Annotated in this window: 16 protein-coding genes; all 16 read right to left on the bottom strand. The window is 53.9% G+C overall.

Annotated elements, in window-relative coordinates; all coding sequences use genetic code 11:
- Positions 1-4: 4 nt before the first annotated feature.
- The 16 genes from EDM54_RS18165 to EDM54_RS18090 all read right to left on the bottom strand — a co-directional run bounded on the left by EDM54_RS18165 (position 5) and on the right by EDM54_RS18090 (position 15,694).
- Positions 5-1,999, bottom strand: a complete 1,995-nt coding sequence (locus EDM54_RS18165; RefSeq protein ID WP_081924465.1) for a sigma 54-interacting transcriptional regulator — start codon at positions 1,997-1,999, stop codon at positions 5-7.
- Positions 2,000-2,260: 261 nt separating this feature from the next.
- Complete coding sequence (locus EDM54_RS18160; protein WP_003386896.1) at positions 2,261-3,028, bottom strand: LamB/YcsF family protein; 768 nt, start codon at positions 3,026-3,028, stop codon at positions 2,261-2,263.
- A gap of 70 nt (positions 3,029-3,098) precedes the next feature.
- Entirely contained in the window at positions 3,099-3,353 is a 255-nt protein-coding gene (locus EDM54_RS18155; RefSeq protein WP_003386897.1) for an acetyl-CoA carboxylase, read from the bottom strand.
- A gap of 25 nt (positions 3,354-3,378) precedes the next feature.
- Positions 3,379-4,347, bottom strand: a complete 969-nt coding sequence (locus tag EDM54_RS18150; protein ID WP_003386898.1) for a 5-oxoprolinase subunit C family protein — start codon at positions 4,345-4,347, stop codon at positions 3,379-3,381.
- Positions 4,340-5,227 (bottom strand): 5-oxoprolinase subunit B family protein, encoded by an 888-nt coding sequence (locus EDM54_RS18145; RefSeq protein WP_003386899.1) that lies wholly within the window; start codon positions 5,225-5,227, stop codon positions 4,340-4,342. Before EDM54_RS18145 ends, EDM54_RS18150 begins: the two co-directional genes overlap by 8 nt.
- Positions 5,187-5,882, bottom strand: a complete 696-nt coding sequence (locus EDM54_RS18140) for a nucleotidyltransferase family protein (RefSeq protein ID WP_003386900.1) — start codon at positions 5,880-5,882, stop codon at positions 5,187-5,189. The genes EDM54_RS18145 and EDM54_RS18140 overlap by 41 nt, the downstream gene beginning before the upstream one ends.
- 52 nt (positions 5,883-5,934) lie before the next feature.
- A complete protein-coding gene (locus tag EDM54_RS18135) occupies positions 5,935-7,125 on the bottom strand; it encodes an XdhC family protein (protein ID WP_122958589.1) in 1,191 nt (396 codons plus the stop codon).
- A gap of 4 nt (positions 7,126-7,129) precedes the next feature.
- Entirely contained in the window at positions 7,130-8,404 is a 1,275-nt protein-coding gene (locus EDM54_RS18130) for a vWA domain-containing protein (protein WP_122958588.1), read from the bottom strand.
- The gene (locus EDM54_RS18125) at positions 8,391-9,275 is read right to left on the bottom strand and encodes an AAA family ATPase (protein ID WP_122958587.1); all 885 of its coding nucleotides are present in this window, start codon (positions 9,273-9,275) and stop codon (positions 8,391-8,393) included. The genes EDM54_RS18130 and EDM54_RS18125 overlap by 14 nt, the downstream gene beginning before the upstream one ends.
- The gene (locus tag EDM54_RS18120; RefSeq protein ID WP_003386907.1) at positions 9,272-10,144 is read right to left on the bottom strand and encodes an FAD binding domain-containing protein; all 873 of its coding nucleotides are present in this window, start codon (positions 10,142-10,144) and stop codon (positions 9,272-9,274) included. Before EDM54_RS18120 ends, EDM54_RS18125 begins: the two co-directional genes overlap by 4 nt.
- Positions 10,141-12,489: a xanthine dehydrogenase family protein molybdopterin-binding subunit gene (locus EDM54_RS18115; RefSeq protein ID WP_039071143.1), complete on the bottom strand. Its 2,349-nt coding sequence runs from the start codon at positions 12,487-12,489 to the stop codon at positions 10,141-10,143. Before EDM54_RS18115 ends, EDM54_RS18120 begins: the two co-directional genes overlap by 4 nt.
- Before the next feature lie 3 nt (positions 12,490-12,492).
- Positions 12,493-13,020, bottom strand: coding sequence for a (2Fe-2S)-binding protein (locus tag EDM54_RS18110; protein WP_003386909.1), 528 nt, complete (start codon positions 13,018-13,020; stop codon positions 12,493-12,495).
- A 26-nt stretch (positions 13,021-13,046) separates the two neighbouring features.
- Positions 13,047-13,499, bottom strand: coding sequence for an SRPBCC family protein (locus tag EDM54_RS18105; protein ID WP_003386910.1), 453 nt, complete (start codon positions 13,497-13,499; stop codon positions 13,047-13,049).
- A gap of 541 nt (positions 13,500-14,040) precedes the next feature.
- On the bottom strand, positions 14,041-14,421 hold the full coding sequence (locus EDM54_RS18100) for a MaoC/PaaZ C-terminal domain-containing protein (protein WP_003386911.1): 381 nt from the start codon (positions 14,419-14,421) through the stop codon (positions 14,041-14,043).
- 16 nt (positions 14,422-14,437) lie between these two features.
- Positions 14,438-14,836: an FAS1-like dehydratase domain-containing protein gene (locus tag EDM54_RS18095; protein ID WP_024984786.1), complete on the bottom strand. Its 399-nt coding sequence runs from the start codon at positions 14,834-14,836 to the stop codon at positions 14,438-14,440.
- 156 nt (positions 14,837-14,992) lie between these two features.
- Positions 14,993-15,694, bottom strand: coding sequence for a response regulator transcription factor (locus EDM54_RS18090; protein ID WP_122958586.1), 702 nt, complete (start codon positions 15,692-15,694; stop codon positions 14,993-14,995).
- Positions 15,695-15,711 lie beyond the last annotated feature (17 nt).

Below are 15,711 nucleotides of genomic sequence, written 5' to 3'. Positions count from 1 at the left end.
CCTTTCAGGAAAGCAGCTTTTGCATCCGTCTGCTCAAGGTCGCGGGGCTGACGCCCAGAATCTGGGCGACCTTGGCAGCGGTCCCGTACTTTTGCAAGGCGAGACTGATCAGCTGCGTCTCTACTTCCTCGACCGCCTCTTTCAAAGGAATAATCTCACGGACGATCGGTTTTTTCTCCTGATCGCGCGGCTTGCTTTCGTACAGGTTGGACAGCACATCGCGGGCACTGATATGCTCCTCCCTCGCCGTCACCACCAGACGCTCGATCATGTTCTGCAGCTCCCGAACATTCCCGGGCCAGTGGTATCCCTCCAGGACATGCAGCGCTTCCTTGGTCAATACCTTGTCCAGCTTGTACATTTGGTTGTAAACCTGCAAAAAATGGACGGACAACGGAATGATGTCCAGAGTACGCTGGCGAAGGGGCGGAATATCGATGGGAATGACGTTCAAGCGGTAGTACAAGTCTTCGCGGAATAAATTTTTCCGTACCAGCTCGTGAATATTTTGGTTCGTGGCCGCAATCACTCTCACATCGATGGAAATTGTCCGGGTGCCGCCGACCCGCATCATCTCTCTTTCCTGCAGGACACGCAAGAGCTTTACCTGCATGTTGTAAGGCAACTCGGTTACTTCATCCAAAAAGATGCTTCCTTTGTGAGCAAGCTCAAACAGTCCCGGCTTTCCCCGCTGGTCTGCGCCAGTAAACGCTCCTTTTTCGTAACCAAACAGCTCGCTTTCCATCAAGGTTTCCGGTATCGCGCCGCAATTTACCCGAATGAACGGCTCGTTGTGTCTGTGACTGTACTCGTGGATGGCTTTGGCAAAGACCTCCTTGCCGACACCGGACTCGCCGGACAACAGCACGGTCGAATCCACTTTGGCGATATGCCTGCACTCGTCCACCAACCGTTCCATGACTTGCGAGCGAAAGATGAGCTTGCGCTGACCGTCATGTTTCTGTGTCAATAGCTGGTCCAGCTCCTGCTTGTATTCCTCTGATTGCTTTTTGGCCATTTCCAGCTCGGCGCGCAGCTCGTGAATGCTCGTAATGTCCTCCGACAGAATCACGATTTTCTCGATTTTGTCTCCGTGAAAGACTGGCGTCGCCACCGACCAGACTTTTTTCCCGTTTTTCGCCTCCTGGATCAGCGACAAACGCTTCTTTTGGGCAAGGCACAAATCGGTGATGTTGGGAGAAAAGGCGCCTTCCTTTTCCAGCTCATAGACGTTTTTCCCGATCAGTTTTTCTGCTGACTCCTGCTGCCAAAACCCTTGCAAAAAAGTACCCGCCACGCGAATGATGGTTCCTGCCCGATTGACGACGGTAATCTGCTTGTTCGTCGATGAATACACAGCTTTCAAGTCATCGTTGAAATTGCGGAGAAACTCGAGCTCGTTGACGGCATCCCCGAGCTTCTCCCGATTGGAGAAGAGGTGAACGATCCCGATAATCTTGTCGTTTTCATACAACGGGGAAATATTGCCGCTTGTCCGTTTAAAATTGATCGAGCACTCGACCATTACCATTTGTTTCCCGGTCAGCACTTCATCGAGATCTCTTTCGACCGTGATCAGCGTTTTATAGTTGCGATAGAGAAGGACGTGTTTGGGAAGGCCGAGGATTTGTTCCGCAGTTTCATTCATGAAAGTGATTTCAAAATCGGAATCGGTCGTGATAATTCCGATCCCGGAGCTGTCAAAGATGCGGTTTACCTGCTGGAGCTTGTATACATTCAACAGATTCTTTGTATCCCTGGCTGTCGTATAGCCCGTAATCGCTCCGGATTCATTAACCCCGAGTACGACAGAGATGTTGTGATAAAACGAAATGGCCCCTTCTTCCGGCACCTTCACCATATCAGCCCGATACGCAATTTTCCCTTGCAACGACTGTTGGCTCTGCAGTTGTTTCAACAGAGAATCCTTGTCCACATACCCGATGATCTCATCGTTTTCGCTGCTGACGAAAAGCAGCTCTCCCTTTTGTTCTTCCATGGCGAGTATCGCCTCTTGCAAAGTCCGGTCTTTCGAAATTGGTGCGGAAACCTTTTGTAAAACATCTTTCCAAACGAGCACAAGGACCCCTCCGGACGATTATTTTTACTTTTCCGACTTTTCACTCATTTTACATTTTACCACACCTTCTCCGTTCTTTCACTTTTGAAATATGCTGTCCAACATAGAAAAAGCTGACCGGTTCTTCCTCCGATCAGCTTCCTGCCCCATGAAAAGATATCGACCTTCTGAAATCGTTCTTTAATGAAACAGCAAATCCCGTACCGGTGTCACTTCAATCCCGGCCTGTTCAAACGCCGCACGAATTTCCTTGATCAGATCGATTGCACCAGGCGTGTCGCCGTGGATACAGATCGTGTCAGCCTTGATTTCAGCATCCTCGCCATCCGGCGTCAGGACCCGGCCTTCTGTGACCATGCGGACGACGCGACGGGCCATTCCCTCCTTGTCTGTAATCGAAGGCCCCCGGCGAGTGAGAACAATGGAGCCATTGGCTGTGTGCTCCCGATCGGCGTACACCTCCCGGGCGATTGGCATGCCCATCTGCCGTCCCACTTCCTCCACTGCCGAACCGTTTAACGCAAAGACAATCATCTTTTCGGAGAGAGCGGCCAGACCTTCCAGAATAGCTCTGGCAATCTGCTCATCTTCCATCGCCATCATGAACAGGGCGCCGTGGGGTTTGCAATGCTGCAGCTCAGTCTTTGTCCATGCAGCGAATTCTCGCAGGGCTCCGGTTTGATACATGACGTAATCGCGGATTTCCTCCGGTGTGCATTTCATATATCTTCGCCCAAAACCCATCAAGTCTGGAAACCCGGGGTGAGCGCCAATCCCGACTCCGTTCGCCTTGGCAAGCTCCACAGTCCGTCTCATGACGTGCGGATCGCCGGCGTGAAAGCCGCAGGCAATATTTGCCGAGGAGATGTACTTCATCATTTCTTCATCTTGTCCAAGCTGATAGAGACCAAAGCTCTCTCCCATGTCGCAATTGAGGTCTACTCTCATCTACGATAGATCCCCCTTTCCCACGTTCTATATCCCGCTCAGAAAACAAGCCTATGGGTCCGCATTCCGATCAAGACGCCTGGCTTTTTACCAGAACAAGCTCCTGGCCGGCATCGACGATTGTTTCGTTCTCGACCACGAACTGCTCAATGAGGACATCCTCTTCCGCCTTGATCTCGTAAAAGTTTTTCATGACCTCGATCAATCCGACGACCTCTCCTGCTTTGATGACATCCCCTTCCTTGGCGTAATCGGGCAATTCAGGGCTCGGCTTTCGGTAAAACACACCGGGAAGCGGGGAAAGAATCGCTTTTTTATCACTCATGACAAGTCCTCCTTTTTGTTCATTATCAGATCGCATCGGCAATTTTCATTAACTGGTCGCGGAGATTTCGTCTTGCACCTATCGCTTCTTCCAGCGTAACGGAAACAAATTTTACCTTTTCATTTGTCTTGATCTGCGCCATCCGGTTCAAGTCAGCACTGATCACTGTGGCAATGGTCGCATATCCGCCGCCGGTAACCGCATCATGCAGAAGCACGATCGGCTCTACCCCGTCCGGCACTTGAATCGACCCGATCGGATAGCCCAGGTCCGTCACGTTGGAAGGGTTGCTGCCTGCCCCGAACGGCTGCTGCCGCTCGACAAACTTCAGGCGCTCTCCCTTGTGCCGATACCCGATCCGGTTGGCTTCCGGCGTAACCGTCCACTCGCTTTCCAGAAAGACCGCCTTGCTCTCTTCTGTCAAACGATAGCTGCAGAGTCCGACGACGACGCGGATCTCATGTGTTTTCTGAAACACCGGGATGAGGGAAGGATCAATCCTCGTTCCTACCGGCACCTTTTTTTCATGCATATCTCCCACCGCAAGCTCATCGCCTTCCGCGAGCGCACGGCCCTGAAAGCCGCCGATCCCGATCAAGGTGTAGGTAGAGCGGGAATTCATCACAACCGGCACGTCAATGCCGCCTTCCACGGCGAGGTATGTTCTCGCTCCCGACTGTACAAAGTCAAACGACAGCGTATCTCCTTCCTGCACTTCGAGCGTTTCCCACATCGCCACCGGCTGTCCGTTGATTTTGGGCGGGATATTTCCGCCTGTGATACTGATTCGCAGTTTTCGTCCAAACTGCAGGACCGGACCGAGGTACGTGATTTCCAAAGCGGCTGCATTCCGCTGATTACCGACCAGCAGATTGCCAACCGTGTAAGAGAACTTATCCATGGCGCCGGATGGTGGCATGCCGATCTCATAGAGGCCGATGCGCCCCTGATCCTGTACGGTCGTTTGCAAGCCAGGCTTGATTACCTTAATCATGGTACAACCTCCTCAGCACCATTTCCGAGAATGCGTCCGGGTCTTCCAAAACCTCTTGCGGGGTAAAGGAAAAGTCTTTTTTCCGGTAGACAAAGGTACCATTCTCCACTTCGCTGCGGATCTGGTCGTACTCTTCCCGCGTAATACTCCTGTAACGGAAAATGTCCCCTTGCTGCGGGAACACCATCGAGTCACGGAAGTCCGGCAGCGTTTGTTCCTTTTGATAAATCGGCGCAGGGGCAATCCCGTACATCTGATACCCGCCTGCTCCCTGCACCGGGTAGATCACGGCAAACGCTCCGCCAAAGCCAAACGTGCGCTCCGGCGTAAACGTGCGCGGACGAACGTATTTCGGCACCTCGATCTGCTTTTCCCGGGCGACCATCTGGAAACACCAGGGCAGACCGGGGACAAATCCGATCATGGAGACCAGAAAGGGAGCGCTCGTGATCGCCTCGATAAACGCTTCTTTACTGTCGTAGCCGTTCACTCGGGCGGAATATTCCAGATCAGTCGATTCCGGGTCCTGGTGCCGATCGCGAAAACGCATGACCGCTTCATGTGTCCACGGGTCTTCGAACAGCACGGGAACATCCACCAATCGGGAAGCAATCGTAATGTGGTCCAGATCGGCCATCTTTTGCTCGATATCCTTCAGCTCCTTGATCAGCTCCTCCGGATGCAGCACGTCTGGATCGACGCGCACCATATAGGAGGCATTCGCCGGACAAATATCTACAATCCCGGGAAGCTCGCGCTGCTTCAACTCCCTGGTGATGGCCATACCTTTAAAATTCGCCTCCAGACTCATCTCCTCGGAAAGCTGGACAAAGACAAATTCATCCCCGCCGTATTCGTATCGCGTCTGCAACTGATTCATCGGTTTCTTCACCCCCATGTAAATTCGCGTGCTTCTCATTATTCAATGCCGCTATTTTGACCGCTCGCTCATACGCTTCCGGCGTGTCGATGTCAAAGCAAATACCCGGGTCATCGACCTGCACCGGAAAACGTCTGATTTGTTCCCCAAGCCTCTGCCCGATCCGATCGCCTGGCCCAACCGACTCCAGCCCATTTTCCAGGTGTCCAAAAAATACCGGGTGTCCAGGGGTATCTCCGAAGTATGGCTGAACCATGAATGGATCAGGGGCCTGCTGCAGCTGCTCCTGACCACACTCTATGATCGTGCGGACCGTCTCTTCCCGAAGAAAAGGAGTGTCTGCCAGAAACACCATGGCTGCCGGATGTGTACCGGTCACTTGCCTGAGTCCAAGAGCCAGTGATGTTCCCTGCCCCGCTTGATAGTCACGGTTGATCAGCCACTGAAACCTGTCGTCTGCGATGTGAATCTTCTCCTGAATCAAGTCCGCCCGATGCCCGATTACGGTAAAAATACGGGCAAAGGGAAAGTCCGCCACTTGATGGATCACATGTTCAAGCAGAAACATACCCGAGAGAGGGAGCAATTGTTTTGGCCTGCCCATCCGGGAGGACGAGCCGGCAGCCAAAATGACCGCGTCGATTTGGATGTTCACAAATAACCTCCTGCCTGTATCAGGCTTGACTTTCCGACATATCCGGCCAAACCTAGGAAGGCTGGTGAATTCTCTCTTTTCCGCGCAAAAAATGGCCCTGGTGTCCGTTGTGGACGGCCAGTACTTCGGTGACGATGCTCAGTGCGATCTCTTCCGCGGTTTCCGCTCCGATGTCCAGGCCGACAGGGTTGTGCAGGCGGGCAAGCCGTTCCTCCCGAAGAAGATCGCCACGCCCCTCAATTATTTTCAATATTCTGTCACATCGGCTTCTCGGACCAAGAACCCCGATGTACGGCGCTTCCGTTTGCAGGGAAAAGCGGAGAGCTTCGATGTCCCGTTCCAGATGGTGATTCATGATGATGATATAGCTGCGATTCCCAATCTTTAACGGCTCAAATCCGTTTTTGTCATCTGTCAACAGGCGTGTCGTTCCAGGAAATCTGTCTTCCGTATTGTACGCCGGACGCGGGTCGACCACCGTCGTACGAAATCCTGCGGCAACGCTTGTTTTTGCGAGTGGTACGGCATCATGCCCTGCCCCGAAAATAATCACTTCCGCAGGCGGAATATACACGTCTGCAAAAACTACAGCTTCCCGTTCTTCCGAGAAAGGAACGCGGAGCGAAGCAGACTTCGGATTTTTTTGGAGGAAAAGCTGCCTGGCTTTGGCAGTCACGAGCCAGTCCAATGACAAATCGCCGGTACTTCCAATACTCTCTCCCGCCTCAGGCACGAACAGCCGAAAAGGCGCTGGTGTCTGGCCGCTTCCAACCGTGTCCAATCGGGTAAAGAGAATTCCTGCGCGTTCATCCTCTATGGCAGACAGCCACGCGTCATAAACGGAATCGCCGTGCGTAGGCACATCCTGATTTCCAAAGCTGCCCTCCGCTGATGCTTGCCGCTCATCGCTTGCAGAGCAGGCATGCAGCAGCGGTTCAATGTAGATCTCTACCGTACCGGGACACCCAAGTCCCAAGCCCCAGACCAGGTCTTCGTCCATGACATACGTTTTTACAGTTGGCGCCCCCGTCTCCAGCACTTGTTTGGCTACTTCCGACACATCAGCTTCGAGGCAGCCGCCCGAAATCATGCCTGTGCACTTCCCCTCCTCATCGACAAGCATTTTGGCTCCCTCACGGCGATAAGCCGATCCTTTGACATGTACGACTGTTGCCATCGCGTATCGCTTCCCGGAAGTTTTCGCTTCCTTTATCATGTTTATGATCCATGCATGATCTCTCATGTACTCACCTCCAAAGACGAATGGTCTTGGCCAATGTACGATACGAGCCAAGATCTCGTGCAAATGCGAAGACATCGATGTAGGGCAGGGCCGTACGCATCCCGCGGGCAATCGGCTCATAGCCGGGCACATCGAGCAGCGGATTTAGCCAGATCACACATGCAGCTTTTGTGGAGATGGTTTTCATGGCTTCCTCAAGCCTGCTCCCATCGCCGGTATCCAAACCGTCGCTTGCGATTAGCACTACTGTATCTTTTCTAAGCAGGCGGCCGCCGTATAACCGAACAAAGGTATGGAGAGATTCACCGATGCGGGTTCCGCTCCCCCATTCCGCCGACTCTGCGATGACGGTAGGGGGTGAGGTTTTGGCCGTTTTGGCCGTATTGGCAGTTTTAGCAGTTTTACCTGTTTGACCTGTTTGGCCCGTTTGATCAGCTTGCCTCGCATGCCGGAGCGCTCTGCTGATCCGCCGCAGCTTCGTGGAAAAAAGAAAGACCTCTACCTGACGCGAACGGGCAGACAAGGCATAGGCAAATTGCAGGAACGTTTCTGCAAAACCGCTCATGGACCTGCTTCCGTCGCAAAAGAGCAAGAAATTGGCTTCTCGCGGCTTCCTCTTTTTCCAAGAAAGGAGGAGCGGCTCTCCTCCCGTCTGCAAACCACTGCGAATGGTACGGCGAAAATCGAGCAGCGCGCCGCGAAGCTGGCGTCGCCACGCCCTCCTTTGCCTCAACCGGAATTCCGCGATGAGTTGCTTGGCACCTTCCTCCATCAGCGGATTTCGCTTTGTCGGGATGCGCACGAGCACTTGTTTCCTTGCTTCCCAGGGCGCTGTCGGAATGACGTGTCTTCCGACCTGCCTTGTGCTTTCGGCCTCCAGCTCCTGATCAACTGGCCTCCAAACGGCATCAGCCAAGTCTGGTTGCCGTTCCTCGGACCGGGCAGAGGCTTCAGGCGGGGAAGACTGCTCTTTTTGCGATTTTCGCTTTGCCATTTCAGGAGATGGCTTTCTGTCCTCCCGGATGGCTTCTTCATGGAAGTACCGCTCGTACTCCTCGTCGAATATCTGCTGCTCCTCCGGGCTCGAACAGAGATTGAGGCGCAGTCCGTAGCGAAACAGGGCTTCATCGGAAATATCCAGCACAGCTAACGATTGGAGCGCATCGGCCGTTTGCTGCGGGCTGACAAGTACGCCTCTTCCCCGCAATATCCGGGAAAAACAAATCAGATGGTGCGACAAACTATTTTGTGCCAGGCAATTGGCATCACCGTTTTTCAACAAGCAACCTCCCCGAACGCAGCTGCTCCTCCACCGTTTCCCAATCGTCGCGGTATTTGACAAAGCACCCCATCGTCGCTTGCACGACAGATGGATCGAGCTCGCTGCGATGCAGCTTGATCAGCGCCTGAGCCCAGTCGAGGCTTTCCGCTACGCCCGGCACCTTCTGCAGCGGGAGTGCTCTCAGATTTGCCATCATGAGCGAAATCTGCTCTGCCAAGCGCTGGCTTATATCGGGCAGCCTCACCCGCAAAATCTCCGCTTCTTTCTGCATATCCGGATACGCCAGCCATTGATAGAGGCATCTGCGCCGCAGGGCATCACTCAGTTCACGGGTCCTGTTCGAGGTGAGAATGACATAGGGACGATGCACCGCCCGGATTGTCCCCAGCTCGGGAATCGTGACCTGAAACTCGGCCAAGGCTTCCAGCAAAAACGCTTCGAATGACTCATCGGCACGATCGATCTCATCGATCAAGAGGACGGGAGCCCGGTTTTCATCTGTCAAAGCTTCAAGGATGGGCCTTTTCAACAGGAAAGCCGGGCCAAAAATTTCCTCCTCACGCTCTTCGGCCGTCCGCCCGCTATCCTCGCCGAGCTTGATGCGAATGAGCTGCCTCTGATAATTCCATTCGTATAAAGCGGATTGGCTGTCCATCCCCTCGTAGCATTGCAAACGGATCAGCCGCGTGTGTAAAACGCGAGACAACGTCTTGGCTATTTCTGTTTTGCCCACACCAGCCGGTCCTTCTACCAGCAGCGGTTTGCCGAGACAAAGAACGAGGCGGAGAGCCGTCGCAACAGACGTATCCGTCACGTAACCGTGCTGGTAGAAGTCGCGTTCGATGAGAGCGAAATCGTATCCGCTCATGCCGTTCCTTCCGGCAAGAGAATTTGCTCCAAGGCCCGTTCGGTATAGACACGGCACAGATGCCTGCGGTATTCCTCCGATGCAAACAGGTCTCCGCCGATATCCCCCTCGTCGGCAGCATGGGCGGCAGCTTGTTGAATCAGCTCCCTCGAAGGCCTTTGACCGAGCAAACGCTCCTCCACACTGATCGCTCTGTACGCTACATCGCCGACACCATTGATTCCGACACGTGCATGGTTGATCGTCCCGTCAGGATCAGTCCCCACGACGGCGCAGACGCCAACCACGGCGTATCCGGAGGCTGGATGCGCGTATTTCAGATAGACGCTCTTTGCATCAGACGGCGGAATCAGAAAGGAGACAGAAGTCACCAGGCTGGTCTCCGGCAGAGCTGTCACCAACGGTCCCAGAAAAAATCCGTCCAGCTCGAGCAATTCTTTTCCGTCCTCGCTCTGTACCTCCAGCATGGCATCCAACGCCAGAGCCACTCCCGGCAGATCGGCAGCCGGGTCGGCATGGGCCAGATTTCCGCCCACGGTGCCGCGATGTCTGACTTGCAAATCTCCAATCACACGCGCCGCATCGGCCAGCACCGGCATGGTTTCTCTTATGAGCGGGCTTGTGTGAAGCTGGTGGTGGGTAGTCAAAGCTCCGACGACCAGGCGGTTCCCCTCCCGCCGAATTCCTTGCAGCTCGCCAATCTTGCTGATGTCGATCAGAGTGCCGGGTGCGGTCAAACGGAATTTGAGCAGCGGGATCAAGCTGTGTCCGCCTGCAAGCAGCTTCGCTTCCCCATTGCTTTGCTGCAGCAAGCGAATCGCATCCTCTACGGTGTCAGCCCGAACATAATCGAATGTAGTCGGTATCATATGCCTTCCCTCCTGTTCTGCATCGCTTTCCATACCTTTTCCGGCGTCAGCGGCATATCCAGGTCATCGACGCCGAAGGGCTGCAGCGCGTCCATCACTGCGTTGACGACGGCAGGTGGAGCGGCAGTCGTCCCTGTTTCCCCGATTCCTTTGGCGCCGAGCGGATTGACGGGTGAAGGCGTTTCGGTAAAATGCCACTCTACTCTGGGGAAGAATCGCGCTTTTGGCATGGTGTAATCCATGAATGTTCCGGATAGCAGCTGGCCATTTTCGCTGTATACGGCTCCTTCCCAGAGCGCCTGACCGATTCCCTGAACGACCCCGCCATGGACCTGGCCTTCGGCTAGAAGCGGGTTGATTACCTTGCCGACATCATCCACCGCGACATATTTCCTGAGCGCTACCTCTCCGGTATCCTTGTCTACCTCGACGACGCAGATGTGTGCGCCAAACGGGTATACGAAGTTGGACGGATCGAAGAAAGACTGCGCCTCGAGCGAAGGCTCCACATCATCCGGCAAATTCCAGGCGAAATTGGCTGAGCGGGCAATTTCCTGGAACGTCTTCTCTCGCCCGGGCACTCCCTTTACGGAAAAGACGCCGCCAGCAAAATCAATATCCTCGGTTGCGACCTCCAGCTCGTGCGCCGCAATCCGTTTCGCCTTTGCCACGACTCTGTCTGCCGCGATGGCTACCGCTGCGCCTCCGACCGCTGTCGTCCGCGAGCCGTAGGTTCCCCAACCCATCGAAATGCTCTGGGTATCGCCGTGAACAAGCTCGATGTCCTCGATCGGGACACCCAATTTATCCGAGACGATCTGCGCGAAAGAGGTAGCTGTCCCCTGTCCGTGCGGAGACGTGCCCGTATAGACGGTAACCTTGCCGGTCGGATGGACGCGGACCGTGCTGTTTTCCCACACCCCGCCCTGAAAGCCGATCGCTCCGGCAACCTTTGAGGGGCCAAAGCCGCACAGCTCCACATAGGTGGAAAAGCCGATGCCGATCAGTTTGCCCTGTGCCCGCAGCTCCTCCTGTTCTTTTCGCAGCGCCTCGTAATCCACCGCCTCCAAAGCTTTTTCAAGGGTTAATTCGTAGTTTCCGCTGTCGTACAACAAGCCCATTGCAGTCGTATAGGGGAAGGATTCCTTTGGAATTAAATTTTTGCGTCTGACCTCCAGCGGGTCCATTCCCACTTTTCGGGCAAACAGATCCACGATTCGCTCAATCTGGAAGGTCGCCTCGGGTTTTCCGGCACCGCGATACGCATCCGTCGGTGTCGTATTGGTATAAACGCCGTACGTTACGACTGCTGCCTGCGGAATGTGGTAGGCTCCAGTAATCATCAGGCCGAAGTCAATCGTCGGACAGCCCCCTCCAAATGTCGAGAGATAAGCCCCCAGATTGGCGGTGTTTTTGACCCGCAGAGCGGTAAAGGTGCCGTCCTTTTTCCCGGCCAGCTCCACCTCGATAACCTCGTCTCTGGCATGGGTAGTCGCCATGAAGTGCTCCCGGCGCTCCTCCACCCATTTCACCGGCCGTCTCAATTCTCTGGCTGCATGGCCGACGACCGCTTCCTCCGTGTACGTCGCGATCTTGGCTCCAAAACCTCCGCCTACATCAGGTGCTACGATGCGAAGCTTGCTTTCCGGAATGCCGAGGACTCCCGAGTAAATCATTCGATGAATATGCGGGTTTTGCGAGGTGCACCAGATCGTCATCTCGCCGCTGCCAGGGTTGAACTGCGCCACTGCCGCCCTCGTTTCCATCGGGTTGGGGATCACCCGCTGGTTGTACAGCCGTTGCCGGACGACCACCTCCGCTTGTTCAAACGCCTCATCCGGCACCTCTCCCGCTTTCCACAGGAGAGCCAGGTTTTGCGGCACATCGTCGTGGACGAGCGGCGCTCCTTCCTGGAGGGCCTTTTCCTGATGGGTAACGGCTGGCAACTCCTCGTAGTCTACGGAAATCAGTTCGAGAGCATCACGCGCTATGTACCGATCCTCGGCGACAACGACCGCTACAGCCTCACCCGCATAAAGCACCTTTTCCAACGCCAGCGGACTTCTGTCCTTTGCTTTCAAATCTGCACCGGGCACATACCACATGGTCGGGACTGGTTTCACTTTGCCGATCAGGTCGGCACCGGTAAATACGGCGATAACACCCGGGTACTGTTTCGCTGTTTCAGTGTCGATGCGGACAATTTTGGCGTGCGCAAACGGACTGCGCAGAAAGGCGGCGTGGAGCATTCCCGGCAGCTTCATATCGTCGGTAAACATGCCGTTGCCAGTCAGCAGGCGAGGATCTTCTTTTCTCTTTACAGGGGTCCCGATCATATTTGCCATCGCTCAGCGTCCCTCCCCGACCGGCATCGTGTCAGAAACGTTTCCGCTCTCTTGCAGCTTGGCCATCTCGGCTGCTGCATGCAGGACCGCATCCACAATGAACTGATAGCCTGTACAGCGGCAAATCACGCCTTCCAATGCCTCACGCACCTCTTCTTCCGTAGGGGCAGGATGCTCCTGCAGCAAGCTCACCATCGCCATCATCACGCCCGGCGTACAGAAGCCGCATTGCAGCCCGTGCTTTTCCCAGAAGCCCTGCTGGATCGGGTGCAAATGCTCGACATCTCCAAGACCCTCTACTGTCGTAATGCTCGCTCCATCCGCTTGAACCGCAAGCATGGTGCACGACTTTACGGCCTCGCCGTTCACCAGCACGGTACAAGCTCCGCATTGACTCGTGTCACACCCGATGTGCGTACCGGTCAGATTCAGAGTTTCACGCAGGAAATGCACCAACAGCATCCGCGGCTCTACCTCCGCGGTTCGTTCCACTTCATTGACCGTGAGTGTGACTTTACAAGACTTGTTCATGCAGACACCTCCTCAGGTACATTCGTTTACGAGTGGGAAAACATTTGACCCATTTCTTTTTCCGCTGTCTTGAAAAATTGTCCAATCACCAGCTTCGCCACGCCGCCCATTACCCGTTGACCGACAGACGCCAGCACGCCCGTCACCTGAACTTCAGCCGTACAGGTCAGCTTTACCCCCGTATCCTCCTCTTCCAATTTCATTTCTGCAACGGCGTCGATTTCTCCAGGAGCTCCCTTTCCCTTTACAAACAGGCGGTAAAAAAACGGCTCCTCCTGATCGGCTTGCCTTACCTGTCCCGTAAACATCCCCTTGACCGGCCCGACACTGATTCCCATTTCCGCATGGTAAACATTTTCTTCCACCTGGGAAAAGGCTTGGCAGCCGGGGATGGCTTTCTTCAACACCTCCTCGTCCTGAATTCCCTTCCATACTGCGTCCAAAGGCAAACCGAAATGATGGGTATAGGCAATTTTCAATCGTTCCTCCCCCTTTTCGAGCCATATTTGTCCTGCCAACGTCCAAATAAAAGGGAGGCAGGCTTTTCTTTTCTAAATGGCAATCGCAATTATCGTGCCAGTTGAAATTCGTCGAAATATTAGGAAAAGTATACACATAAAGGGGCGCGCATCTTTCAATTTTGATAGGTCGCGTTTCATTTATGAAAGGTGAGAACGGAGCGTGTGAGCGGAGTTTTTTTCTTTATTGTTTCGTGATGCAACAGGAAGAAATACCACGGGAGGTCAAGTGTGAAGAAATAACCTGGTGATGGCGATAAATGCGGAAGAGCCTCTGGCGAAGGACAGGAAGTTAACTTAATATTTTTATGGTCAACTTTTTTCATGAAGGATATGGAAGAAGTAACGCATCCTGTTAAAATGGCTTCTGCCCGCTCTGTCTCCCTAAAGCAAAAAAAGACGCCGGAGAGCCGCATTGCTTGCCCCACCGGTGTCTGCGTGATTAAGGAAACTGCCAGATTTTTGTATTCTGAAAGTCGACTAACAGCTTGAATGATACGCTTTATTTTTTGACTTCAAACTTGGCGCTAGCCTTTACCTCTCCCTGCTCATTGGCCGCCTGGGCTTCACACTGCCAGGCGTCGGCAGTCTCACCCACGACCTTTCCGGTGACAACAATCCGCTCGCCAGGCCGTGTCATCGACCGAAAGCGAGTTGAGAAGCGGAGCAGGTTTTCGACGCCGCACCACTTGCCGATCGCGTGACCGATAAATCCTTTGATCATCATGCCGTGGGCAATTACCCCGTCCAAGCCAACCTCTTCGGCATAGGGAACGACGGTATGGATAGGATTAAAGTCGCCAGAGGCACCGGCATAGCGTACTAGCTGCGTATGCGTAATTTCCCCCTTCTCCAAAGGTGGAAATTCAAAGCCGATTTGCATATAGTTTCCCTCCTCTTTACGATCTCTCGATAATGGTAGATCGGCTGATCAATACCAGCTCGCCGCGCTGATTTTTGTACTTGTTTTCCACAACGACGAAATTCATGCCGGCTCTGGTATAAGCGTCGATGACCTCGCCCTCGCATGTAATCTGGTCGCCTACGGCCATGGCGCCTACGTATTCGTACTCCTGTCCGGCATGCAGCACCTTTGCCATGTTCAGCTGGAGAACGTCCTCCATCGGTCTTTTGCTGCCCCAAAATTCAATGACAGTCGCAAATGTCGGCGGAATGCGCTTGCCTGTCTCGTAGTCTGGATTGTCGTCGCCCAGTGCCTGTGCAAATTCCCGTATCTTACCCGCCTCGATCGTAAAGGTGAACGGTTCCAGCCGCATTCCTTTCCGGGATTCATTCATCTCTATTCCCTCTTTTCCCTCAAAAATCAACAGTGCTGAGAGCAGGTGCATGTCTTTTTCCTTAAAAAGGATTCGACTCGCGCTGTTGTTCTCCCTCTAAAATGCCCACTGAAAGGTTTGAGAACGTATGTAAGCAGTACTGCCTATCGCAAGCTTTCAGGAGGAACGTGCCTCGAGATTGGGATCTTCAAAACGGTAGCCGATGCCATACACGGTTTTAATAAATGCGGGCTCTTTCGGATCGTCTTCCACTTTGTGTCTGAGATTTTTGACATGCGTATCGATTGTTCGGTCATACCCTTCAAAGTCCATCCCCAGCACTTCCTTGACCAGCTCCTCCCTCGTCCAGGTCCGCCCGGGGTGACGGATCAGCGTGATCAGCAAGCGGTATTCATTCGGCGTCAATTCCACCATCTGGCCCTTTTTCCAGACGCTTTTGTCGCCATGTGAAATCGTCAAATCGCCGAATTGCACACGGTCACAGAGGGATTGGTAATCGCCGGCTCTCCTCAGAATCGCCCGTATGCGGGCCACGAGTTCGCGGGGGCTAAACGGCTTCACCAGGTAATCATCCGCTCCCAGCTCCAGTCCAGTGATCCGGTCTGGCTCTCCGCTTTTTGCCGTAAGCATCAAAATCGGAACCCGTGATTCCCGGCGAATTCGCTCGAACACCTCTTCTCCGCTCATGTCCGGAAGCATCAAATCCAGCAAAACCAGATCGATTCCGGTGGAATGTGTCCACTCCAGCGCCTCTGTTCCCGACGCCGCCGTGACGACATGATAACCTTCCTTTTGCAAGTAGGAAGAGAGGATTTCGACAATTTGCGGTTCATCATCCACGATCAGTATGGTTGACACGCCAACTCATCTCCGTC

The sequence above is a fragment of the Brevibacillus borstelensis genome (genome assembly GCF_003710865.1).
In the GTDB taxonomy this organism is placed as follows: Bacteria; Bacillota; Bacilli; order Brevibacillales; family Brevibacillaceae; genus Brevibacillus; species Brevibacillus borstelensis.
This window is presented reverse-complemented; position numbering and strand designations above follow the sequence as displayed.

Coding starts and splice junctions, on each gene's coding strand:
- EDM54_RS18145 (WP_003386899.1), bottom strand. CDS start 5,227: ATGAATCAGTTGCAGACGCGATACGAATACGGCGGGGATGAATTTGTC.
- EDM54_RS18150 (WP_003386898.1), bottom strand. CDS start 4,347: ATGATTAAGGTAATCAAGCCTGGCTTGCAAACGACCGTACAGGATCAG.
- EDM54_RS18135 (WP_122958589.1), bottom strand. CDS start 7,125: ATGAGAGATCATGCATGGATCATAAACATGATAAAGGAAGCGAAAACT.
- EDM54_RS18165 (WP_081924465.1), bottom strand. CDS start 1,999: ATGGAAGAACAAAAGGGAGAGCTGCTTTTCGTCAGCAGCGAAAACGAT.
- EDM54_RS18160 (WP_003386896.1), bottom strand. CDS start 3,028: ATGAGAGTAGACCTCAATTGCGACATGGGAGAGAGCTTTGGTCTCTAT.
- EDM54_RS18110 (WP_003386909.1), bottom strand. CDS start 13,020: ATGAACAAGTCTTGTAAAGTCACACTCACGGTCAATGAAGTGGAACGA.
- EDM54_RS18125 (WP_122958587.1), bottom strand. CDS start 9,275: ATGAGCGGATACGATTTCGCTCTCATCGAACGCGACTTCTACCAGCAC.
- EDM54_RS18120 (WP_003386907.1), bottom strand. CDS start 10,144: ATGATACCGACTACATTCGATTATGTTCGGGCTGACACCGTAGAGGAT.
- EDM54_RS18095 (WP_024984786.1), bottom strand. CDS start 14,836: ATGAATGAATCCCGGAAAGGAATGCGGCTGGAACCGTTCACCTTTACG.
- EDM54_RS18115 (WP_039071143.1), bottom strand. CDS start 12,489: ATGGCAAATATGATCGGGACCCCTGTAAAGAGAAAAGAAGATCCTCGC.
- EDM54_RS18155 (WP_003386897.1), bottom strand. CDS start 3,353: ATGAGTGATAAAAAAGCGATTCTTTCCCCGCTTCCCGGTGTGTTTTAC.
- EDM54_RS18100 (WP_003386911.1), bottom strand. CDS start 14,421: ATGCAAATCGGCTTTGAATTTCCACCTTTGGAGAAGGGGGAAATTACG.